Source organism: Leptospira levettii (assembly GCF_002812085.1).
In the GTDB taxonomy this organism is placed as follows: domain Bacteria; phylum Spirochaetota; class Leptospiria; order Leptospirales; family Leptospiraceae; genus Leptospira_A; species Leptospira_A levettii.
Window position 1 is genome coordinate 1 of sequence record NZ_NPDM01000010.1, and the last position, 23,235, is coordinate 23,235.

Sequence of the window (23,235 nt, forward strand, 5' to 3'; positions counted from 1 at the left end):
CTCAATGGGTAAAAGAGGAAATACAAAATTCCTTTGAGAGGAAATGGCTTTAACATTTTTTTCAATTATATGGATCTATAAAATATGAATCGATGCATTATACTTTTATCTTTTCATATCCCCCTACCTTCCCCTCTCCCCTTTTCCCACTAACTTCGCATAATCACTTGGTGACATTTTCTTCAATGACTTAAAAGCTACATTAAAGTTTGCTTTGGAATTAAAACCCACTTGGTATGCAAGTGATAACAAATTGACTTTTGGATTTTGTTCGATCAGTTGGCATACTTCTGCAATTCGGTATTCATTCACCAATCGATTGAAGTTCATACCTAAATACGCATTGATGTACTCACTCAATTGGTAATCTTTAATCCCTAGTCGTTCCGAGAGATTCGATAAATTGATTGTTTCTTCACGGTATACGAATTCTTGTTTTAGCAAATGGTCTAAGTCTTGTTGCAGTTTTTCTAAATTGAGATTTAAGATTCTAGATGTACGATAGGATTGTCGTAGGCCAGGTAATATATCCTTAAACAACTCATGATTGATTTCTGTTCCAATGAACGCAACGACTGCCATGAGTGTGGCGATCCCTGCCGTAAAATAAATCCCAGAGTTCCAACGGAATAAAGTGCTAAAGAAAATAAAACTAGCAAATGTTATATTGCCTTTTAAAATCATCCCCAAAACTCGGACACCAAGTTTTGCTTCTTCATTTGGATTGTTGTAGAGGATATGTCTGTATTGGTAAATCATCCATAAGAAACTGATCACCCAATACAAACAACCAAGTAAGGCCAAGTATTCTGGAATTGAAAACGGAAGTCCCGTAAAACTTTCCTTCATGGATTGTTCTAAGGATTGTGGATAGAAGATTTGTAAGGAAACAAGGAGAAGAACTGTAGCAAAAGTTGGGTACAACCGTTTGAGATTTCCAACAGAAACTGGTTCTGTACTTAAGAACTGTTCAATGGTATACTGCATGCTCCCTGGAATCAAATAGATGATGGGCACATACCCATGATTCAGGAGTGGGAATTCAAATTCGAATCCTGCAAACAATCGGTATGCATAAATGATGAGAGTCCCGCCAGAAAAAGCCGCAATCATTGCGAAGGGAAACCCTTTGGAACCTTTCTCTTTTACGAGGATTCCGATTCCTAAAACAAAATGATACCAGGCACCAAATTGGAGCCAAGACCCCATAAATTCAGACATACGACAAAAGTCGGACAATATGCACGGATTCGTCAACTGTTTGGAATTGCGAGTGTACGAATAAAACGTACAAAATTATCATTTTAGACCTACTTTTTCGTCCAAGATTCCCATTTTAGACGCAAACCCTCCCTCTTTATGTTATTTTTGAGGCAATTCAGAGGCGAATTATGAAAAAGCAAAAAAACTATCTCACTCTCCTCCTCATCGTAGGGAACTTCCTACTTGTGGCGTGTGGGGGGAATGGAAATCAAAACGGAAAAGAAGCGAATGCCATCTTATCGGTGTTAAATGGCGGGTCGCAAAGCACAAATGCGACACCAGAAATGTTACAACAAAGTAATGCTGCATACACTAGAGATATACAAACGGCATTCCAAAATGAAAACGATGGAAGTTTTTCGTTTAACGATAACATTTCGTTTTTAAGTAACGACGGTGTAAAAATCACAGGAAACTTGTTCATACCAAAATCTGGCACAGGTCCCTTCCCTGCGATTATATTTGTCAATAGCTGGGCGCTCAATGAATACGAATACATTGTCCCTGCAGCCAAACTCGCAAAAAAAGGATATGTTGTGTTTAGTTACAACACAAGAGGGTTCGGAACATCCGGTGGACTCATCAATGTGGCAGGACCCAAAGATATGGAAGACCTTTCCAAAGGAATCGATTTCCTGTTAGCGAATGCTCCAGTGAATGCGTCAAACATTGGTATTGCGGGAATTTCGTATGGAGCGGGAATTTCGTTACTAGGACTCAGCAAAGAACCAAGGATCAAAACCGCAGTGGCTATGAGTGGTTGGGGAAGTTTACCTGATTCTCTTTATGGCAACCAATCACCAAGACTTGTTTGGGGACTCCTACTTGTCACCGCAGGTTATATCACAGGACGTATGGATCCAATCATTGCAGAGAACTTTCAAAAACTATTGGATACAAGAGACGTTGCCACTGTATTATCCTGGGCAAGAGAAAGATCACCTAACAATTTTGTAGCGGAACTCAATGCATCTGGCAAACCAGTATACATTTCCAATAACTCACAAGATAATTTATTCCAACCAAACCAAATCCTTCCCTACTTCGAACAACTCACGGTTCCTAAAAAATTGGATTTAAACAATGGTATCCATGCAACAGCAGAGATAGGTGGGATTCTCGGAATTAACAATTATGTTTGGACCAATGCCTATGACTGGTTCGATTATTGGTTAAAAGGAATCCAAAATGGAATCATGACAAAACCAAAAGTGACAATCCAAAAACGTTTTTCTAGTGATCGAGTGAGTTATTCCTCTTGGCCCAATCCATCTAAAGTTGAAAAGACTTACCACTTGCGACCAATGGGACTCTTTAGCCCAGGCAAAATCACAACAACAGCAAACACGAGCAATGGGAATGATACCATCTTATCTGGCGGAACAAGTGCCACAACAGGAGTTCCTCTTTTATCAGAGATATTGGATGGTGCTGTTTCTGTTCCAGTCACAACCAATGTGAATTTAATTGATCGAACTAACGCCATGGTGTATCTATCTGATAGTCTTTCTTCTCCACTCAAACTTCGTGGGAGAACATTTTACAAAGGTCGTATCAATAGTTCTGACTACGCACCGCATGTAGTTGTTTACCTCTATGAAGTTGACTTTTGGGGAACGGGAAAACTCATCAGCCATGGAACTGCAACTCTTTTCAATGTGAAAGGAAAAGACGTAGACCTAAACGTAGACCTCCAAGCAGTCGCACATGACTTCCCTGCGGGATCTCGCATTGGTTTGGCGATTGATAACATTGACCCAATGTATGCGGTTCCAAAACCAATTTCACTCTACACAACAACATTTAAACACAGCACAAGCACTGCATCCACACTTAAGTTTGAAAGTGAATGAAGGGAAGACCACTTAGTTTTTGCTAGGTGAAGATTTGGGAGAGACCTTCTCTCCCATTTTTTTTATTCTCATTCAAATAGAAGCGCCCCGGATAGTAGCGGAAATCCTTTGCCTTTGGCAAAGATTGGAGCGTATAGCCGGAAATGGCGCCCTAATTGTTTCTTTTTCAAAAAGGAACAACAGATAATGATTGCATCCCAAGTTCTACGAGGTGAAACTATGTTTGATTTTTGAAATAAGGGATTTTTTTTGCCAATACATTATTTTGCAGGACTCCATCTGCACGAAATCACTTCGGAACTAACCAAACAAATTAAAAAGGAACAAATTGAAAATCCACTTCGTATGCCACTTGTGGTTGTGCCGAATACGAATTTGATCCCTTGGTTGAAACTCAACATCCCGAAGTACAATGACTCACAACTCTCGATCAACATAGAATTTACATTTTTAGAAAAAGCAATTTTAAAAACGATCTTCGCTTCCTTACAAATTCCTCCTTGGGCAGAAGAGGAAGAATTTTATGATTACAATTCATTCAAAAAAGATTGTTTTCGTTTCCTCTATGAAAACCAAACAACCTTATTCCAAAATCATCCAGAGATCAAAACATACATCTCCGATTTACCGAAGTTATACTATTTATCAGACCTATTGACAAAGTATTTCAAAGACTATGAACTCAATAGGTCAGATTGGATCCACAACTGGCTAAAGGATACGAAGAGTCAAATCCCAAACCATTTGACAAAGGATCCGTACTGGGACTTGGAAAAAAAAATTTACCTTGGGACAAACCAAGGTGGCAAACAAAACTTATTCTATTACCTCGAGAAAGGAAAAGAATTATCCCTCCAAGGGAGTTTGCACTTTTTTTATTTGTCCAATTTGTCTGGGACATATATTGATTTTTTGAAAACAGTTTCGAAAAATCCAAATGCAAATTTAAACATCTATATCTACCAATTTCATAATGGCAAAGTCATTGGACAAAATCCAGAGAAGGCCAAAAACTACTTATCCAAATTTGCAAAACCACAATCGTATTTAGCAAAAGAATTTTCAAACACCACCAAACAAAAAGAGAAATCAAAATATGCAAGTGGAGGTATGCTTGCAAAACTAAAGTCCATCTTACTGGAAGAACAGGTTAAGGATGAGAACTACTTAGATGACCAAACCGTTCGGGTATGGAATGCACCTTCCGAATACCGCGAGATGGAATCCATCGCCCATGATATCCTTCACAAAATCAGCACAAGCAAAGGGGCTTTAAGTCTGTTAGACTTTGCCATCCTTGTTCCCAATACCAATGATTACAAAGCAGCGATTGAATGGGTTTTCCATGGTGGGATTTATACAACACAAAGATTAGAGGAGACCCCTACTCTCCACCGTTTGAATTATTCACTTTCTGATTTAGTGGCAAAAGACTCTTCTTTGTTATACAAAGTATTTTCAATTCTCTTCCCATCGTTCTTAAACCAACGCATCGAAAAAGATGATTTCATTCAATTGCTAGAGAATCCACTCATCACTGGCAAAAACAAAACGACATCCTCTGACCAAACAAATTCCGTTAGCCAATTACTGAATTCACTTGGTTCTCTTTATAATGAAAACAAAGAGGAGAACCCTTATACGATTTCCTTCGGAGTGAAACGCGCAGTCCTATCTGTCATCAGTGATGAAAAAACCACATGGGATGAGATGAGAATGATCACAGATCCTTTGGCAGAAGAAGATTCTGTTTTGCATCTGAATTTGGTTTGGGAACAAATCAAATCCTTACAAACGTTTTTTACATCGGAATTTTTACAGTTACCTGCAGAGGAACGATTTAAGTCATTCGAATCCAAATGGAATCAGTTCTTCCAGTTTAGTGAAGAAACAGAAAACGAAAGGATCTATTTGACAACATGGTTAGATACGATTGCAAAATGGTGTGATACCGAATGGAACGATACCAATGACTTTTTACAATTCCTGAAATTACAAACGGATGAAATTTTTTCTAACATTGCGACTCAAAAAGGAAATTACCTTACGGAAGGGATTACCATTTCTCTTTTGCAACCCATGCGACCCATTCCGTTTTTCCATATCTATATCGTTGGGTTAGGTGAAGGAAAGTTTCCTGGATCCAAAGACCTATCTAGGTTTAATCTCAGAAAAAATGATACTAAACCTTGGGACTTAAATCGAATCGAAATCCAAGAATCGTTACTCTGGGAAACCATTTTATCAGCAGAAGATAGTATCACTTTTTCCTATGTTGGAAAGAATACATTAGAAGATAAAGAATTTGAGCCTTGTTCGAGCTTATTTGAGATCATGAATTCACTTGGGATCGATAGAGCAACCGAAATCCCACTAACACCCTATAGTCAATTTTATGAAAAGGAAATTCTACATTCCTATGATTATGCTAGAAATTTAAAACAGTATAGAAGTTTAGAGACTCAATTGCCAAAACCAAGTTTTACTTCCTTAGAAGATTTGGTTTTACCTAATTCAGAATTAAAATCCAAAAAAGAAATCTCAATATCATCCATTGCATCTGCATTCAAAAATCCAATTCTCCCTTACATCAAAGAAAACTTAGGTTACATTGACGATGAAGAGGAAACGTCTGCAGAAGAACCATTTTATTTCAATTCATTGGAATCTTACCTATTCAAATCAAAATTTGTACCACTCTTTACAGAGTCTTTGGCAAACGAAGGAGTTTGGCCTTGGGACAAAGATACGATTCAGCGAAAAATCAATGAGTTCAGTCAAATCGCAGAGAAAAAAGCTGAGTTTCCCTATGGTGCTTTCCATTTAGTCACATCAGAATCCTTATTAGAGGAACTCACTGCAATTGCAGAAGTGTACAAAACATTAAAGGTAGAACTCTTTTCGAATGCGAATGGAATGGAATATTTGAGTTCCCTCTCGATTGGTGATACTGGACTACGAGACGGTTTCCAATTACCATCATTTCCTTTGGATGAAAACCAGTCGATCACTGGCGAGTGGGAGAATCTCATTGCGATTGGTGACACTTACTATTGGTTTTATCCAAGGAGTTTTGTTCCAAAACCAGAAAAACCAAACGATTACTTTAAGGATTATTTAAAAGATTATTTTGGTAAGATGATCCTTCTATTCTTAAGCGCCTGTCTCTTTCGAACGATAGGAAAAAAATTAGTCATCATCCCCATCCTATCGAAACAAAAAGAAAAGGATATGATCCTTCCCTTGGACCATTTACCTGAAGTGGAATCTGCTAATTACATACGAAGTGTTGTTACTCTCATCAATGAATCACCACCTATGTATGTACCAAATCCTGGACTCAATTTGTTTTTTGCAGAGATGGGAACGGATCACTCAAAGGAAGATGCTGATGCATTAGAAACTGCTTGGAAGGAATTTTTGGAAGAAGAGGCAGACCAAATCTTAGAATTCGAGTCTGAGCATATGAAACTTTCGCCTTATGGGAAGGATTTATTGCACCAATTTTCGTTCCAGAAGGTCTACCCCCTACTCTTACCCCTTCTGAGAAAAGGATTTTGAACATGGACCATCCTTTGCGTAACCATCCCAATTTTATCGAAGCATCTGCTGGAACCGGAAAAACACACCTTATCATGCAAATGTTAGGTGAAGTGATGACTCATGATGTAACAAATCATATCAAAGAGAATCGACTACTGCAATTTTTAGTGCTCACCTTTACAGAAAAAGCTGCTGGAGAATTAAAGACCCGATTAAAATTAAAAATCCTAGAGCTCTATGACAACGGCAAACACCCAGAATACTACCAGTATCTCCGAGATTTAGACCAAGTTACGATCTCCACCATTCATGGTTTTTGCAATATGGTGTTAACAGAATACCCAGTCGAAACCCAAAACAATCCTAATGTCAAACTGACATCGAATGAAGAATTGATTCGAAAGACGTTTTACGAGCTCAAAAGGAGCCAATGGGAAGGTAGAGACAAACAATCACTCGCAAATGAGATTCTCATCTCTAATTTAAAAACGAAGGAAGACCTCGTTGTTAACACAACTTCTAAACTCCTTGCCGACACAAAGGACTATGTATTTCCGAAATTTGTATCCTTAGACGATTGTATTCACAATGCAAAAAAAAGCAATGTGTTGGATGACATCCCCACAATCTGCGAAGCTTTAAAAGGACCAATTGGAGAAGCAATCTACGCGCAAGGAGCTAAAGGGAGCATCCCACAATGGATGGAGAATTGGTCCTCACTTGAGCCATTTGCAAATGCGATCCGTAGCGAAGATAAAAAGTATATAGCGAATGAATTACAACGAATTGCGGATTTAGGACGTTCTCTTGGTAAGGATATTGGTAAGGCTAGAGGATTCGATTATTTCCTATTGGAAGGGAGTACGATTGCCAAGAAATTAGACCAAGCTGCCATTGCGTTACAAGGGAAAATAAAATCGGTAGTCGATTCGCTGAAGGAAATCTTCCCTCTTGATCAATTGGATTATGAAGGATCCATCTTCTTACAAAATACAGTGATCGATCTCACTTCGAAAACAAAATCCATCATCGATAAAGGAGAATACCTGACCTATGATCAAATGATCTTAAAGGTTTATGATGTGATTGTTCGTAACCCAAACCAAACCTTGGTCCAATCCTTACAAGAACGATTCCAAGTTTGTATCCTAGATGAATTCCAAGACACAGACAAAAACCAATACCAAATTTTCAAAACTTTATTTTTAGACAAAGATACAAAGTCAAGAATGCTCTTTTGTATTGGTGACCCGAAACAAAGTATCTACGGATTTCGCGGAGCCGATATTGGAATTTATCTAGATGCATCTCGTGACTTTGAATCCAAATCTACCTTAGAAACAAATTATCGATCCACAAAAGAATTAATCCATGGACTCAATACCATTTTCCATGATGAAACAAAAGAATTTGGTACAACACATTTTTTCCCCATCGAAGAACCAGGCTCTAAAAAAGAAAACTACTTATACCATAAAGTATTTTCGCCTGACCCTGAAACCATCAAATACAAGTATGTAAATCCCGATGAATCAGCGATTCATATTTTTGATTTCAAAGAACGGATACAAAACGTAAGTAAAGTAAGAAATACTTGGGCGGAAACTATTCGAAATGAAATCAAACGCATCCAAACCAAAGAAACAATTCTCTCGTATCACAAAAAAGGGGAACGCGCTCCCCAAGAGATCAAGTTAAAGGACATAGCCATACTTTGTGGGAATCAAAAAGAATCAGCTCTTGTTGAATCTTATCTAGCAAAAGCGGGTATCCCATGTTCCATCTACAAACAAAGAGGGATTTACCAATCAAGAGAAGCAGACCAAATTCAAAATCTTTTGGAATGTTTACTCGGTGCCAACTCATCACAAAGTTATAAAAAAATTCTATTCTCTGATATCTTTTCTATCCACCCACATGAAATCCAAAAGTTTGATGAACACTCCATTGACTCGTATGAGAAATCACTCATCGACAAATGGCAAAGACTCGTCAAAGAAAATCGGTATGCCAGTTTCTTTCGTTCGGTGATGGATGAAACCAAACTCTTTTGGCTGGAAGGCAAAAGTACACTCGAATGGGAACGTAAACGTACAAACTTCCGGCAAATCTTCCAAAAATTATTAGAAATACAACTGAAGTCAAATTGTAGTTTGCAAGAGTTACTCTCCCATTTACGTGAGCTCAAACAAAAAAAACAATCTCCCGAAGAAGAGCCGTTATTTGATCGCGAAACAGAAGAAGATTCTGTACAAATTTTAACCATCCATGCATCAAAAGGATTAGAGTGGCCAGTTGTATTCTTATTTTATTTTGGAAACAGGGGAAACAACATTCCCAATAAAGAATACTCAATCGAAATCGAAACTCCTGAAGGCAAAAAAAGAAAATGGATCCTTGGTTTATGGGATGTAAATCCCGATAAAGAAGACGAAGAAAACCATTTTCTAAACGAACAAAAACGTCTGTTATATGTAGCACTTACGAGACCTAATCTAAGGCTTTACCTTCCCAAACTCAATTGGGGAAGGTCCAATACACTTCCTAATTCTGGTTATAGCCAGATCCTTTATCAGGAATTACAAAGAATTGAATCCTTACGAAAAGAGAATCCTTCTCTAACATCGAGTTTTGTGTTCAGAGATCCAAGTGAAATTGCAGAAGTACAAAATACAAATCCTCTTCCTACAAATGACACCCAACCGAAGAAACCAACCTCCCCGATTTTATACCCTTCTGAAATCAAAATTGGTAGAGTGCTCTTGCAGCATAGTTACACAAGTTTGCAAGCAAGTGAAAAAAACTTAAATGTCACCCAAGAAGAAAAGAAAAAAGAATTAGAAGAAACTCCTGATGTGGAAGTGAGTTCCACTTTTGAATTGCCTTCCAGTGCGAAGATCGGAAATTTTTTACATAACATTCTTGAATTATGTGATTTCTCAATCTTCCAATTGGATGTGGATGCGATCCTACAAAGTTCTGTATGGAAGTGGGCTTACCAAAAATCGTTTGTTCGATATCCAATCGAAGTTGAGGGTAAGGAACTTAAAATAGAAGAGACTGTTGCTTCCCTATTGAAACAAGCTATGACAGCAAAGATCAACCTTGCGACGGGCAATTCCATATCCTTAAGTGAATTAAAGGAAGAAGAAAAGTCCGCAGAATTAAAATTCCATTTATTCTTACAAAACTTACTCCTTGAAAGTGGTGCTTCCTTAACCGATGGTTTCGAACATTACTTAAAAGGAGCCATCGATTTGGTGTTTGTGAAGGACAAGAAATACTATATTGTCGATTATAAATCCAATCTCTTACCGAACAATGATTATAGTAGCGAAGCCGTCGCCAATGCCGTCCGAGATAAGGGGTATCTCTTCCAAAAGTCAGTGTATTCCTTTATTTTATTTGAATACCTAAAGTCTCTTTTTGGACCCGATGTAGCCTTAGACAAGTTTGGTGGAGCCTACTATTTATTCTTACGAGGGATGTCTGGGGATAAACAAACCGGTATCTACTCTGATTTAAAACATTCCGATTCCGAATGGACTCTCGAGCAGTTCGAAGGGATCAAAAAAGAAGTGATGGCCTATATCCGTAGTGCTTCTGACCAATTAGAAAAGGTATATTCATGAAAGTGATCGATGAAAAAATCCAATCCTTTGTGAATTCCTTATATAATCTTTTCCCCGATTGGGACCCGTCACTCAAGGATACAATGGCAAGTTTACTGGTACAATCCCAAAGCGGAGATCTGTACATTCCTATCACAGATGACAACACAATCGATAAACTGAAATCGTATTTCCCGTTTGTGATTGAGAAAGTGGGAACAGAATCTCGACTGTATCTGCAAAAAAGCCATTCAGAAAAAATCAAATTCGAATCTTTACTACGGTCATTCTTAAACCATAAAACAAACCAAAACAAGAAGCCAAAGATCACTGACGAAGAAATCACAAAGATCGTTACAAGTTTAGAAACCGAATCAAAGATCACACTTGCGAAAGAACAAAGGGAAACAATCAGAGATGTCATCACCTCCAACTTTCGAGTGATCTCTGGTGGCCCAGGGACTGGGAAAACGACAGTGGTTTCCTTTCTCTTAATGGCATTATACCGATTGGAATTACTCACCAATGTGGAACGGATTGCACTTGTGGCACCAACAGGAAGAGCATCACAAAGATTAACTGAATCCATCCAAAGGAATTTAGAAAGATTTGCAGAGAATCCTTCTGAGTCTTCCAAGTTCCGTGGACAAACCATTCACAATGTTTTAAAAATCAATCCAACGACAAACCAAGCCAAATTTGGTGAGAAGCGGACTTTACCATATGATTTGATCATCATAGATGAAACGTCCATGGTGGATTTAAAATTGATGAATTTATTTTTTTCAGCAATCCATTTTGATACTCATATTATACTTCTCGGTGATCCGAACCAACTTCCTTCGGTTGGACAAGGTGAGGTATTAACCGATCTCATCACGACCTTAAAAAACAAAAAAGAATTTTTATCAGAACTTAAAAGTAACCACCGGTTTTCGAATGATTCTGAATTCAGTGTGTTTGCTGAAGTCGTCAAACAATCCTTTGATGAGAGTAATGAAACGAAATCGTTCCCAAAACCAAACCTTATCACAAAAACAGAACTCCATTTGGGAAAGGATTTTGTTTGGATCCAAGGTGATAAAAAAACAAAGCAAACAAAGGGAAACCATCACGAGATCCTCGATTGGAACTTAGAGAGTATGGTTCCATTTTTATGGGAAGAATGGTATCTACACACTGCTAAAGAAGCCGCAAACCTCCATTGGGAACCGAACGCACTAAAAGACCCAAAGAATAAATTGATGTTTGAATCCATCTTAAATGAGTACAGATGTCTCACGATATTACGAAATGGTTACTTTGGAATTGAAGCCATCCAAAATCAGATTTTGAGTTATGCCAAAAAACAAATCACAAATCCGAAAAACGAAACGAATCTCAAATACCGCCAGTTATCTAAGTCGTTTTACTTTGAAGGGATGCCCATCATCATCCAATCAAATGACCAAATGAGAAAATTATTCAATGGTGACATTGGCCTTGTGGTTTCGATCCATTCTGAATTAAGGGCAGTATTCTCCATTGAAGATCGTTTGTATTCCTTTGCACTGGATACACTACCTGACCATGAACCAGCTTTTTTTCTCACCATACACAAAAGCCAAGGTTCGGAATACAAATCGATTTTACTCTATCTCCCTCCCATAACAGCTTTGGATGTGGATGCAGAAAACAATCTTTCCATTCTGAACCGAAGGATCTTGTACACGGCAATCACTCGCGCCAAAGAAAGAGTAATCCTACTTGGAGATTTCCAAACATGGGAATTTGGATTACAATCATTCCGCAAACGGTATACAGGAATTCAAATTTTTTAATATAACTTTTTTTAGATTCAAGAATCTCCATTCTTTAGTTTCACATCACTAAAAGCAAATTTCCCATCCAAACCAAAGTAATAGAATTTTGGTCGTTGCGGATTGTATTGCAAATCCCAAGCATCTAATGCATTGTCTACTCCCACAAACCATTGGAAGTGGCTTAAAAACTTCTGCGATAGCCTGATGTTTAAATTCGTATAGGGATTCACCATACGATATCCATACGTGGGACTTGTGGTGCAATAGGAAAGATTCTTCTCCGCGCAGTAATCAGAAAGAACCGTTGGCAATGCTCCCAAAAGATTCTGAATTGAGTTTTGCGACTCTTGGTTTAAGGCAGTTTCCAAAGAATCAAAGTTAGATGGTAAATCCGGATTGCACCAAAGCGGATTTTTGATACAATAGTATGGTTGTTTTCCAAAAACAACTGCAAAAACCGATAAGGAAATCCCACTTGATTTTTCTTCCACCCTAAGATTCAAATTCCAACGATGACGCCCCCGACCTTCCAATGGCAAATTGGTTAATTCATCTTTCGTATCTGTATACGTATACCCAACACCTGTTGTCACGATGTCAGTCAAACGGATACTAATGGAAGATTCAATGCCTTGGGTCATTGCCTTTTGGTAATTGGATGTTTGGAACACCATAAGGCCTGATGCATCTCGAACAGGATTTGTTCGGTAACCAATTAAATTATCTACATTATTATGAAATAAATTTGAGCTATACCAAATCCGTTTGGTAATGTCCCATTCCCAACCGAAATTATAACTTCGTGATAATTCTGGTTTCAAATCAGAATTCCCAACCACACGATACCCAACACCCGGATTCAAAAAATTAAAATACAAATCTTGGAAACTTGGCGCTCGGTATCCGAGTCCATTTGCCACTCGGATTCTAAATTGATCCGTGACGTCATATCGTACGGCAAGTTTGGGAAGCCACTCCCCTCCATAAATGGAATCGTGGTCATACCGAATCCCAGGAACTATTTGGATTCTTGGTTTATCTGACACCCTCCACTCATCTTGCAAATAAAACGCATTGCGAAATCGGTAAGCATTCCCATTGATGGACTGGCCTTTCGTTAACAATGGATTAAAATCTTCATAACAAACATTAGGATAGGTTCGTCGACAATCGGAAGCAATCCTTGCCGAAGAGATTTGATCTTGTAAATTTTCAGCTCCCACCGAAGTCACATGATTTTCAGATATTTTATAATCTACCCTGGTTCTCAATTCTGTGACTGCATTGTCAGTTCTTTGTTGTGAGTCTAAATCATCTGCTTTCCTTTGGTCCGTCACATAGAGATCTTGGAATCTGGAATAGTTTGCATTAAGATTTAAATTAATTTTTTGAGATGCAATCCAATCTACGTTAAATGCTCCCATAAAATCATGAGTTTTGTTCCTTCGATCAAAAATGGTTCTGGGAGGTGATGCATCAACAGCGGATTGGTCTAAATGCCTATAATAAAACTGTCCTGTGAGAATCAAATTGTCAGTTGCCCGATAAACTGTCTTATTTGATAAATTCATATCATTAAAAGCACTTCCTGATGTAGACTCTAAGGGTGGAGTGTACATAGGAAAACGCGTAGCCAAAATGTATTGGCTGGCAAGAGGTGTATCAAACGTATATGGATTGTACCCTGGAGCTAGGGATGCATAACGCCCGTTCCTTGGACCAATTGTAGCATCTGGAGTAAGGTCATACCCTTCCCCTTTATGCCAACCTACTGTAAATAAGGTAGATAAATTATCAGACTTTGCCCCAACAGATGCATAGTTTCGGTATTCCATATAAGGGCCAAAGTATCGTTCACTACCAGCACCACCTAACGAACGAAATTCTGCATAGAGAGGATCTTGTGCTTCTTTTGTGATGATATTGATGACTCCTGCAATGGCATCAGAACCATAAATGGCAGAAGAAGCACCCTTTACGATTTCGATCCTTTCAATATCTTCTGCTTTAAAGCGAGTCAAATCAATTGAGCCACTAAAACGCCCTGTTGTCCTTTGGCCGTCCACTAAGATGAGAACATTTTGAGCAGACAAACCTTGTAACCGGACAGTCTGCCCTCTTTCTCCTGCCTGCGCAGGTTTTATCTCAATTCCCGGCACATTACCTAAGGTTTGAGATAAATCTCGAGCCCCCATAGCATCGATATCTTTTCTTGTGATGACCTCAGTTGTAATGGTAGAATCTTTTAATAAATTCTTTCGTCTTGTACCTGTGACTGTGATGATATTTGATTTATCTTCTATAGAATCCGTTTTGGATTCTGGATAAATGCCCTGAAACGAAAATAATATAATGAAACTCCAAAATACAAGGAAAAATAAAACTCTCGTTACGTTGGATAAATCCAATGGTTTCATTAGAGTTTTTTCCATTGGAACTTCGGAAAACCTGATGTACCAGCTGCATTATAATAATCCAGAAACTGGACCGCATACTTTGCGCCGTCGCTTCCAGTCACAATGAATACTTTTGTCCTAGCAGTTAAGATTCCATTGGAATAAGAATACCAAGTACCATAACCGGATGGCATTGGTGATAGATCTAAGGGAGCCGCCATTGTCGGATTGATACTTTCTGAGGAAGCAGATACAGGCCCTCCGCCTGAACTGGAAAGTTTTAGGTCAACTACAGCCGTACATTCTGATCCATTAAATGCATTGGAAAAGTTTGTTTGACCGGAATCACATGCTCCACCGGAGCCAGATCCACTTGTCCCACTATTCGTTGCTACATTGTATCGTTTGAAAGCAAGATCCCATTGACTATTTACATCCGACAAAACTCCATTCCTTTTCAAACTTACATAGACCCAATTACAATTAGAAGACGCGTTAGCTGAAGTCGTAAAGGATCCAGAAGTCACAACAGCATTTGTTGGAACACTAGAGCAATTGGAACTCGTACTACTTTCATTTAATAATAAAAGCAAAGCCTGTGAATTATCTTCCGTCTTTGGTTTCATGGAACATTGAATTTGGAAGGAACTAATAATAAGTAAAATGGAGTAAAAAAAACAGGTTTTTAAAATGAATTGTTTTGATGGCATATCTTTTCTCTTCTTAAGATTTCATTGCCAGATCGAATATTCCGATCTGACTGAGTTTGATTTATTGTACACTTTCCGATGAAACGACTATCTTTGATGCGGTTAAAAGACTCACATTGCTAAACCGAAAGAAGGACTGGCCACTCGTAGACAAAACATTCCCTGAGTTTGGCCAACTTCCATAATTGATGACTGCATTTTCCTTTAGAAGCGTGGCGGTATTCTTACAATTTGCTCCACTCACACCCGTTACCCATAAATACGTGGTCGGTGCACTGGTTGTTCCTGAAAACGATACGCATAACTCTTGCTCTGTGGAAAAACTAAATGCGGTTGAGTTGGCTCCACTTGCAGTTTGTCCCCCTTGGTAGTTCCCATATTCCAAGTTACGAAACCAAACATATGGATTCGGACTCGATACTGACTTACCTGCAACAAATGAATATTGTCCTGAAGCACTCGGTGTGGATGAAGTTGGTGTTTGTGAATATCCTAGGAATAAATAAAAGTATCCATTGTCCCCCAAGGCTTTCATTCCTTCCAAACGAAAGAAACGACCAGGACCTGCTTGTGGCGTACACAATGTTGCATACGAGCCAGATGTATACGATGTATCAATCTTAGTTTCACAGCGTTTGTTCGCATCAGCAGCTAACAATCCTAAAAAGACTGCAGTATCCGTTTGGGTGTCATCATCATCACATTGGATGGATACAAAACTGAAACAGATCAGTAGTCCCATTTTAAATATTCGGTTGGTTAGGTTCATGGTTGTTCTCCTTGATTAATTGATTCTAAGTCTCAAAAAAGAAACCTCCCCGATTGCGTCAATGATTATTTTGAGTCTCATTCTCATTATTATTGACAAAGGACACACCCACTCTCAGTCTTGGCCCATGATCCATACGCATAACCTATACAAAAAGATTTCCAAGTCCCTATTCTACTCCCTTCCCATTTTGATTCTATGCCTTGCCTCACCTCTATTGTCCGAGAAAAGGGAACGGATTGTTTCCCTTCATGGAACAATCACAGAGATCGTGTTTGCACTAAAGGCCAATTCGACACTTGTTGCCATCGACTCAACCTCACGTTATCCGAAAGAAGTAACGTCTTTACCAGTAGTTGGTTACCAACGAACCTTAACAACGGAAGGCATATTAAGTTCTAAACCAACCTTAGTGATTGGTTTAGAAACAGCAGGGCCTGTCCAAACCATTCAGAATCTTAGAGAGACTGGAATCCAGGTCACACTCTTTCCCGATACATACAAACTAGATACACCCATTGATCGTGTGTTAGCTGTTGGGAACCTACTCGGAAAGAAAAAAGAAGCAGAAAGTCTTGTGAATCAAATTCGAACACAAACACAATCACTACAGTTGAAAAAAACGAATGTGAAAGTGATGTTTCTTTATTCAAGAAACCCAAGCTCTATCTTCATTTCCGGTTTAGGGACTGCTGCTCATTCCATGATCACCCTATCAGGTGCACAAAATGCTATCACCGAATTTTCAGAATACAAACCACTCACGAGTGAAGCTTTAGTGAAAGCCAATCCAGATATCATTCTGATGCCAGAATCATCAGCTGAAGGATTCGGCGGTACAAATGCGATTTGGTCCATCAATGGAATCGAACTCACCAGGGCGGGGAAAGAAAAAAATATCATCCTAGTAGATGACCAGTTGCTGTTAGGATTTGGCCCTCGGCTTCCACAAGCACTAAAAACATTAAATGAGAAATGGAAACAAATGGAATGAAGAAACAAAAGTTCTTTATCTCATTCAGCATTCTATTCGCAGTCTTATCAACCATCATCTCATCTCAACTCGGAGCGATGAAGATTAATTGGAGCGAAATTTTGTTTATGGATTCAATCGAATCAAAAGTTTTCTTCGAGTTAAGAATCCCTCGCATCTTACTAGGGATTCTAGTAGGTGGTTCCCTTGCATGGTCGGGAGCACTCGCACAAGGTTTATTTCGAAATCCTATTGTTGATCCAGGACTCATTGGGATCACTGCTGGGTGTTCTCTCTTTGCATCGATTGCCATTGTACTCGGTGGATTCATCCCATTCCTTCATACAATTTGGAGTGTTGTCATTTTTTCTTTTTTTGGTGGGATGATCTCCTGTTTTCTCATTTTCATTTTCGCAAATAGAAAAGGGAAAACAGACATTGAGTCAATTTTGTTATCTGGCATTGCAGTCAATTCACTTTGTTTTTCCTTTATTGGAATTTTAAGTTATCTAGCAAGTGAATCACAATTAAGAAATTTATCACTCTGGAATATGGGAAGTTTGGGTGGAGCGTCATGGAACCTACTTAAATCATTTTCTATTTTCTATCTTCTCCCCATTTTCATAAGTCCTTTCCTGATCAAACCATTAAATGTACTTATCTTAGGGGAACGGGAAGCAAATCATTTAGGCGTCTCTGTTGAAATTCTAAAAACATGTATGATAGTTTTGATTGGGATAAGCGTAGGCTCTTGTATTTCCATTGTTGGGAATATCGGATTCATTGGACTTGCAGTCCCACACATTGTGAGACTTGCCATCGGACAAGATTATCGTTACCTATTGTATGCTTCTTATTTTTTAGGCGGAGGACTTTTGTGTTTTGCTGATGCAATCTGTAGAGTGATCATCGCTCCATCCGAAATTCCAGTTGGCATCGTTTCAGCCTTACTCGGAGCTCCTTTTTTCCTAAATTTAATCCTAAAGAGGAAACAGTCATTATGACACTCATTGGTAAAAACATATCCTATCAAATTGGGAAGAAACCCATTCTCGAAGGAATCAATATCGAAATCAAACCAGGTGAACTCCATGTTCTCATTGGTCGCAATGGTGCAGGAAAATCTACGTTATTCCATTTACTATGCGGTGACACAAAACTCCAATCTGGCAAAGTTTATTGTAACGAAGTTGAAATAGAATCCTTTACGAAAATCGAACTGGCAAAGACGAGAGCTGTCTTAACACAAGATGCACAAATCAACTTTCCGATTCCGTCAGAACAAATCATTGCACTTGGTCGATACCCACATGTAGCAGATAAAACGAAAGATAGTGAGATCGTAGAAACTTGTCTGAAAATTACGAATTCGACTATGTTAAGACAACAACACTACCCTACTTTATCGGGAGGCGAAAAACAAAAAATCAATTTCGGAAGGATTTTAGCACAAGTTTGGGAAACTCCTCCCAGGTACATCTTTCTAGATGAACCAGTTTCTGCTCAAGACATTCCCAACCAATACCAAACATTGAATATCTGTCGTCACATGGCAGACAAAGGTTATGCGGTGTTTATGATCTTACATGATTTAAATTTAGCCTCACAGTATGCAGATAGAGTTACACTTATCGACAAAGGAAAACTCATACAATCCGGTTCCGTAGAAGAAGTGTTAACCACAAAAAATATAGAAATCGCATTCGGAATCAAAACAAAAATTCTGAAAACAAATGAAATCAATTTTATCATACCAGAGATCATAGGAGGTCCAATATGAACGATACTTTGAAACAAAAATGGGAAACACTTAAAACCGAGATCCCAAACTTACGAATTCGAGATGCAGCAAAACACTTAAACGTAAGTGAAGCAGAACTCCTTGCAACTCGCATTGGCAATGGAGTCAAAACACTCAAACCTAATTTTGCGGAATTCCTTTTGGAAACTCCAAAACTTGGGCATGTAATGGCTTTGACTCGCAATGAATCCTGTGTCCACGAAAGAAAAGGGACTTACTCCAATTTATCAGTCAATGGACAAACTGCACTTGCTGTCGGAGAAGACATTGATCTACGAATCTTTTTGAAGGATTGGAAATTTGGATTTTATGTGGAAGAAACGAAAAAAGATTCAATGACTAAAAGTTTTCAATTTTTTGATCTATCAGGCGAAGCAGTACACAAAATTTACAATACCGAACAATCCTCTGAGGAAGGATGGGAAACACTAAAAATTACCTTTGTCGACGAAAACATTCGCTTTTCAAATGAATTCGTTGCGAGACAAAGAAAGATGGAATCAAACGATAAAAACCTGATCCCAAAATTTATAGAAGACTGGAGTCAACTAGAAGATACTCACGATTTTTTCACCTTACTCAGAAAATACGATTATTCGCGTGAGTTCTCCTTACAAGCCACAGAAGGTAAATTTTCCTATCGTATAGCGACTAATGATTTCCTCGAATTACTGCACAAGGTAAGCAAGATGGATCTCGAAATTATGATTTTTGTAGGGAATCCAAGTATCATCCAAATCCATACCGGCAAAATCAAAAATTTACAAACAATGGGACCATGGTTCAATGTTTTAGATCCAATTTTTAATTTACACTTAAGAACCGATCAAATTGAAACATCCTATGTAGTAAACAAACCAACAAGAGATGGAATTGTTACCTCTATAGAATTATTTGACAAAGATGGAACTCTTATATTACAAATGTTTGGAAAAAGAAAACCAGGAATCCCTCAATCAAAAATCTGGTTTGAGTTAGTCCATGATGTTATAGGAAGAGAAACAATTTCAAACCCGTCTCTTATATAAATTATTCGGAAAATCGAATTTCAACGAAAACCCTTGGGTACCATCAATACTCAAGGATCCTCCCATTTGTTTTTCAGCGATGATCTTAAGCAAACTCAATCCCAATTTTTTTTGATCACTGATATCAAATGAAGCAGGTAAACCTACTCCATTATCCTTGTATTCAAAATGAGACCGATCCCCTTCAATCTTAAACTTGATCGAAATGATCCCTTTGGTTCCATCAGTGAACGCATATTTTAAACTATTAGAAAGGAGTTCCGTAAAAATCAATCCCAACGGAACCGCAGTATCTAACAACAGTACGCCTTGGTTTGCTTCGAGTTGGATATCGACCCCATTCCCTTTTCCTGGAAACATTGTTTTCACCAATTCCGTAAGCGACAAAAGGTAATCAGAGACTTGGATTTCACTTAAGTCTTTGTTTTGGTACAAATGATCATGCACAAGTGATATGGTTTGGATTTTGAGGGATGTATTATCTACGATTGTCCGTATATTTTTATCATCAGGAAAATCTGATGACTGGATCATCAATAGCGACCTAACGAGTTCAATCGAGTTTTTGGTGCGATGGAATATCTCACCGATTAAATTCTCTTTTTCTTTTAATGACTTCTGTATGACTTTTGCATACTCTTCGTTTTCTTGTATTTCTTTGGAAAGTAGCGAATTTGTATGGATTAACTTTTCATAAGGTTCGTTAATCGCAGAAACAAAAACTGCCTTATAAATAAACTGAAAGGCAACTACTTTAAAAATATGACCTAATACATTGAACACATCGAATACACTTGTATAAACGGCAAATACCAGTTCACTAAAAAAGCAGATAATAAATGCAGCTAAAAAATATTGCCTTTGTTTTTCGGAATGTAGGGATTTTGATAAGGAATATAAGACAATCGCCACAACCAAAATACACATGATCACTAACTCTGCATTCTTTTTGAATTGAGTGAGACCAACACCATGGACATAGGTATCTGGGATGAGATGCGAATTAAAAATGACCAATTGGTAAACACATCCTACAATGAGAAACGAAAGGAGGATGTATAAGTATCCCCGAAACGCACTATATCGCCCGTTCGGTTTAACATAAATTGCCACGATAAAAACAAGTGCTGTTATTAATCTTGAGATGAGCCAAAACTGAGTGGATTTATTACCTGTGTTGGGAGTTACAAAATCAGGCATACCTTTATACCCAAGTGTATGCATAAAATCGATAAGCCCAATCACCAAAAATCCAATACTTAAAAAGTAAGTTTGTGTATTGCGACTCTGAGGGTATGAAGAATACCCGAGTATAAAAATAGATAACGAAACAATGATGCTAAAGATTTCCGTGATATTATGAAATACAACAAAAGACTCAATGGGATATTCTTTGTAGAATACATCCGGGAAATATAAGATACATGCCATAGGGATGACACAAAAAAGTAGGATCATCCCATAAAATTGGATTTGTTTCAAATCGAGAAAAGAGTTGTGAATACGCATGTTTTAGATGTGTATGCTAACAGATCATTTGCGAAAATTCAAGTTTTAAAATATAGATTCCAGAAAAGTAGAAAGGTATATTAGGGAATCATACAATATCGAGTGAAATAAAAGTAATGTCATCCTTTAGAATTGTTCTAATAGATGACAACCTTTCTAATAGTTTTTGGTGAAACTCATTTTGTGTGAATCCTACAATGGGTCGAATTTCAGGGAATAAGATAGAATACAAATCTTCGTTAGGTTTTAAATTTTCGTACAAACCATCTGTAAAAATGAGTAACCGATCTCCTTTCTTTAGATACACTTCCTTTTGTTCATAAGAAAAATCAGATCTCACTCCGAGAAGGAGTCCAGGGCATTCCGCTGACTGCACCTTTCCATCTCGAATGAAAATTAAGGGAGGATTGCCAGCGGAAGTAAACGTTAGTTTCATCGCCTCAAAATCAAAATAAAAATAAGCAGCACTGACAAAACGTGCGTGTAAACTTGTGCATAAAAATTGATTCATCTCAGCCATCAATTCCTTAGGAGAATGCATAAAGCTTTTTGCGTTCCTGAATGCAATCTTAACTGTCGAAGAATCAAGTGCCGCACTCACTCCATGCCCAGTCACATCGGCGATGACAATTCCTAATTCGTTGCCATTTGTTTCGAAGTAATCATAAAAATCACCTCCGATATCATAGAGAGGTAGGTAAGAAACAATGGCTGATATATGCTCCGACTTTGGTACTTCCGCAGGCAAAATTCTCATTTGGATCCGGCGAGCAATTTCGAAATCTTTACGAATCGCTGATAACTGGTTTTGGGATGCTAAGTTTTCTTCTAATAAAAATCGTAACCTGCGTCCAAGAGCCAAAGAAAACAAAACAACTTCCAATGCGGTCCCAATTTGAACCCCATACCGTCCAAACGTAGTGGTTGGTAGGATGGAAGCCTTTGTTAAAGAATCCACAATGACTCCCACAAATAATGTCACCCAAGCCGAAACAAAAAAGAGTGAAGACTTCACTCCCTTCCAATAGGAGTAAATTCCGGCAGAGACTAATAAGAGAATGAAATAAGGGAACGTATAGATAAAAGAAATTTCCATCCAATGGTAAGGAATGAGAAACGAAAAAACAGAATACACTCCGATTGCCACAGCACTTCCTAAAATCAATCGATCCAATTTAGGATGTACAGTTTTCAAATTGAGGAAGGTTAAAGAAAAGAGGCCAACAAACAAAAGAGATGCATTGACTGAGGTATACAAATAAGGTTTCACATTCAGAGTTGATTCTGGTATTAACAATTGTTTAAAGAATCCACCAAGCAGTGCATAGTTGACAAGGAGTGTAGTTAGGTACAGGCAATAGAAGAGATAAGCCTTCTCTCTTACGCTGATAAAAATAAGTAGGTTATAGAGTAATAAGGCAGAGATGATTCCAAAATAAATTCCATTGGCTATGTAATCTCTTTCCACTCGGTCAAGGAAGGAATTTCGTGTCCAGATTCTGAGAGGTGCCGACAGGATCCCAACATTTGCTATTTTTAAGTAAACAGTCCTTTTTTCATTCGGTGACAAATCGAGGGGAAAGACTGGATTTCGGTGTGGGATTTCTTTCAGTGCATGAGTATCGGTTCCCCGAAAGACAGTTGTTTCCACTTTACCGAGAGACTTCCATGCCAATACCACTTCATCGACCCATGGTGATTCGATATCTAAAATGTAATGAGAAGGAGATTGGGATGCATTAAGCAGTTCGAACTTAACCCAAACAAACCGTTTCCAATATCCAAAATTGTATCTCAATTCTTCTGGTTTGGACCATTCCACCTCGTCGTTTAGCACTTGCTCTAAGGTTAAATTCTGAAAGCTATATTGGATGATAGGCCTTTCTGGTAATTTTGATGTGCAACTAATGATGGAAAAAAATGCAATTAGTAGCCATAGAATCTGTTTCAAAACCCTTCGGATCATTTGATGGCCCT

14 protein-coding genes are annotated in these 23,235 nt (G+C 38.2%); 8 read left to right on the plus strand and 6 right to left on the minus strand.

The window, feature by feature from the left end:
- Positions 1–123 precede the first annotated feature (123 nt).
- A complete protein-coding gene (locus CH354_RS17990) occupies positions 124–1,221 on the minus strand; it encodes a helix-turn-helix domain-containing protein (protein WP_100766563.1) in 1,098 nt (365 codons plus the stop codon).
- A 170-nt stretch (positions 1,222–1,391) separates the two neighbouring features.
- Here CH354_RS17990 and CH354_RS17995 point away from each other — a divergent pair, with 170 nt between their 5' ends.
- The 4 genes from CH354_RS17995 to recD all read left to right on the plus strand — a co-directional run bounded on the left by CH354_RS17995 (position 1,392) and on the right by recD (position 12,090).
- Positions 1,392–3,116, plus strand: coding sequence for an alpha/beta fold hydrolase (locus CH354_RS17995; protein ID WP_100766564.1), 1,725 nt, complete (start codon positions 1,392–1,394; stop codon positions 3,114–3,116).
- Positions 3,117–3,365: 249 nt separating this feature from the next.
- Entirely contained in the window at positions 3,366–6,677 is a 3,312-nt protein-coding gene (locus CH354_RS18000) for an exodeoxyribonuclease V subunit gamma (RefSeq protein WP_100766565.1), read from the plus strand.
- A 2-nt stretch (positions 6,678–6,679) separates the two neighbouring features.
- The gene (locus CH354_RS18005) at positions 6,680–10,291 is read left to right on the plus strand and encodes a UvrD-helicase domain-containing protein (RefSeq protein WP_165780946.1); all 3,612 of its coding nucleotides are present in this window, start codon (positions 6,680–6,682) and stop codon (positions 10,289–10,291) included.
- Positions 10,288–12,090: an exodeoxyribonuclease V subunit alpha gene (gene recD, locus CH354_RS18010; protein WP_100728768.1), complete on the plus strand. Its 1,803-nt coding sequence runs from the start codon at positions 10,288–10,290 to the stop codon at positions 12,088–12,090. Before CH354_RS18005 ends, recD begins: the two co-directional genes overlap by 4 nt.
- Before the next feature lie 17 nt (positions 12,091–12,107).
- Here recD and CH354_RS18015 read toward each other — a convergent pair whose 3' ends face one another.
- The 3 genes from CH354_RS18015 to CH354_RS18025 all read right to left on the minus strand — a co-directional run bounded on the left by CH354_RS18015 (position 12,108) and on the right by CH354_RS18025 (position 15,947).
- The gene (locus CH354_RS18015; protein ID WP_243396152.1) at positions 12,108–14,489 is read right to left on the minus strand and encodes a TonB-dependent receptor plug domain-containing protein; all 2,382 of its coding nucleotides are present in this window, start codon (positions 14,487–14,489) and stop codon (positions 12,108–12,110) included.
- Positions 14,489–15,178 (minus strand): HmuY family protein, encoded by a 690-nt coding sequence (locus tag CH354_RS18020; protein ID WP_100728770.1) that lies wholly within the window; start codon positions 15,176–15,178, stop codon positions 14,489–14,491. The genes CH354_RS18015 and CH354_RS18020 overlap by 1 nt, the downstream gene beginning before the upstream one ends.
- Before the next feature lie 61 nt (positions 15,179–15,239).
- Positions 15,240–15,947: a hypothetical protein gene (locus CH354_RS18025; protein WP_100726758.1), complete on the minus strand. Its 708-nt coding sequence runs from the start codon at positions 15,945–15,947 to the stop codon at positions 15,240–15,242.
- 127 nt (positions 15,948–16,074) lie between these two features.
- Here CH354_RS18025 and CH354_RS18030 point away from each other — a divergent pair, with 127 nt between their 5' ends.
- Genes CH354_RS18030 through CH354_RS18045 form a run of 4 tightly spaced genes read left to right on the plus strand, consistent with a single transcriptional unit; the run spans position 16,075 to position 19,749 of the window.
- Positions 16,075–16,941, plus strand: coding sequence for a heme/hemin ABC transporter substrate-binding protein (locus CH354_RS18030; RefSeq protein WP_100726934.1), 867 nt, complete (start codon positions 16,075–16,077; stop codon positions 16,939–16,941).
- Positions 16,938–17,924 carry a FecCD family ABC transporter permease gene (locus tag CH354_RS18035; protein WP_100726935.1) on the plus strand — a complete coding sequence of 329 codons (987 nt, stop codon included), beginning with the start codon at positions 16,938–16,940 and terminating at the stop codon, positions 17,922–17,924. The genes CH354_RS18030 and CH354_RS18035 overlap by 4 nt, the downstream gene beginning before the upstream one ends.
- A complete protein-coding gene (locus tag CH354_RS18040; RefSeq protein ID WP_100726759.1) occupies positions 17,921–18,700 on the plus strand; it encodes a heme ABC transporter ATP-binding protein in 780 nt (259 codons plus the stop codon). Before CH354_RS18035 ends, CH354_RS18040 begins: the two co-directional genes overlap by 4 nt.
- A complete protein-coding gene (locus tag CH354_RS18045) occupies positions 18,697–19,749 on the plus strand; it encodes a hemin-degrading factor (RefSeq protein ID WP_100726760.1) in 1,053 nt (350 codons plus the stop codon). Before CH354_RS18040 ends, CH354_RS18045 begins: the two co-directional genes overlap by 4 nt.
- On the opposite strand, the gene CH354_RS18050 is transcribed toward CH354_RS18045, so the two are convergent.
- Together CH354_RS18050 and CH354_RS18055 are read right to left on the minus strand one after the other, a co-directional pair.
- Positions 19,729–21,258, minus strand: a complete 1,530-nt coding sequence (locus CH354_RS18050; RefSeq protein ID WP_100726761.1) for an MASE3 domain-containing protein — start codon at positions 21,256–21,258, stop codon at positions 19,729–19,731. The two genes, CH354_RS18045 and CH354_RS18050, sit on opposite strands and share 21 nt — an antisense overlap.
- Before the next feature lie 88 nt (positions 21,259–21,346).
- Complete coding sequence (locus tag CH354_RS18055) at positions 21,347–23,224, minus strand: 7TM diverse intracellular signaling domain-containing protein (protein ID WP_100726762.1); 1,878 nt, start codon at positions 23,222–23,224, stop codon at positions 21,347–21,349.
- Positions 23,225–23,235: the final 11 nt, after the last annotated feature.

What these genes read in the sequence shown, in the direction of transcription:
- CH354_RS17990 (WP_100766563.1), bottom strand. Translation starts at nt 1,221, where the DNA reads ATGTCTGAATTTATGGGGTCTTGGCTCCAATTTGGTGCCTGGTATCAT.
- CH354_RS17995 (WP_100766564.1), top strand. Translation starts at nt 1,392, where the DNA reads ATGAAAAAGCAAAAAAACTATCTCACTCTCCTCCTCATCGTAGGGAAC.
- CH354_RS18005 (WP_165780946.1), top strand. Translation starts at nt 6,680, where the DNA reads ATGGACCATCCTTTGCGTAACCATCCCAATTTTATCGAAGCATCTGCT.
- recD (WP_100728768.1), top strand. Translation starts at nt 10,288, where the DNA reads ATGAAAGTGATCGATGAAAAAATCCAATCCTTTGTGAATTCCTTATAT.
- CH354_RS18015 (WP_243396152.1), bottom strand. Translation starts at nt 14,489, where the DNA reads ATGAAACCATTGGATTTATCCAACGTAACGAGAGTTTTATTTTTCCTT.
- CH354_RS18020 (WP_100728770.1), bottom strand. Translation starts at nt 15,178, where the DNA reads ATGCCATCAAAACAATTCATTTTAAAAACCTGTTTTTTTTACTCCATT.
- CH354_RS18025 (WP_100726758.1), bottom strand. Translation starts at nt 15,947, where the DNA reads ATGAACCTAACCAACCGAATATTTAAAATGGGACTACTGATCTGTTTC.
- CH354_RS18030 (WP_100726934.1), top strand. Translation starts at nt 16,075, where the DNA reads ATGATCCATACGCATAACCTATACAAAAAGATTTCCAAGTCCCTATTC.
- CH354_RS18035 (WP_100726935.1), top strand. Translation starts at nt 16,938, where the DNA reads ATGAAGAAACAAAAGTTCTTTATCTCATTCAGCATTCTATTCGCAGTC.
- CH354_RS18040 (WP_100726759.1), top strand. Translation starts at nt 17,921, where the DNA reads ATGACACTCATTGGTAAAAACATATCCTATCAAATTGGGAAGAAACCC.
- CH354_RS18045 (WP_100726760.1), top strand. Translation starts at nt 18,697, where the DNA reads ATGAACGATACTTTGAAACAAAAATGGGAAACACTTAAAACCGAGATC.
- CH354_RS18050 (WP_100726761.1), bottom strand. Translation starts at nt 21,258, where the DNA reads ATGCGTATTCACAACTCTTTTCTCGATTTGAAACAAATCCAATTTTAT.
- CH354_RS18055 (WP_100726762.1), bottom strand. Translation starts at nt 23,224, where the DNA reads ATGATCCGAAGGGTTTTGAAACAGATTCTATGGCTACTAATTGCATTT.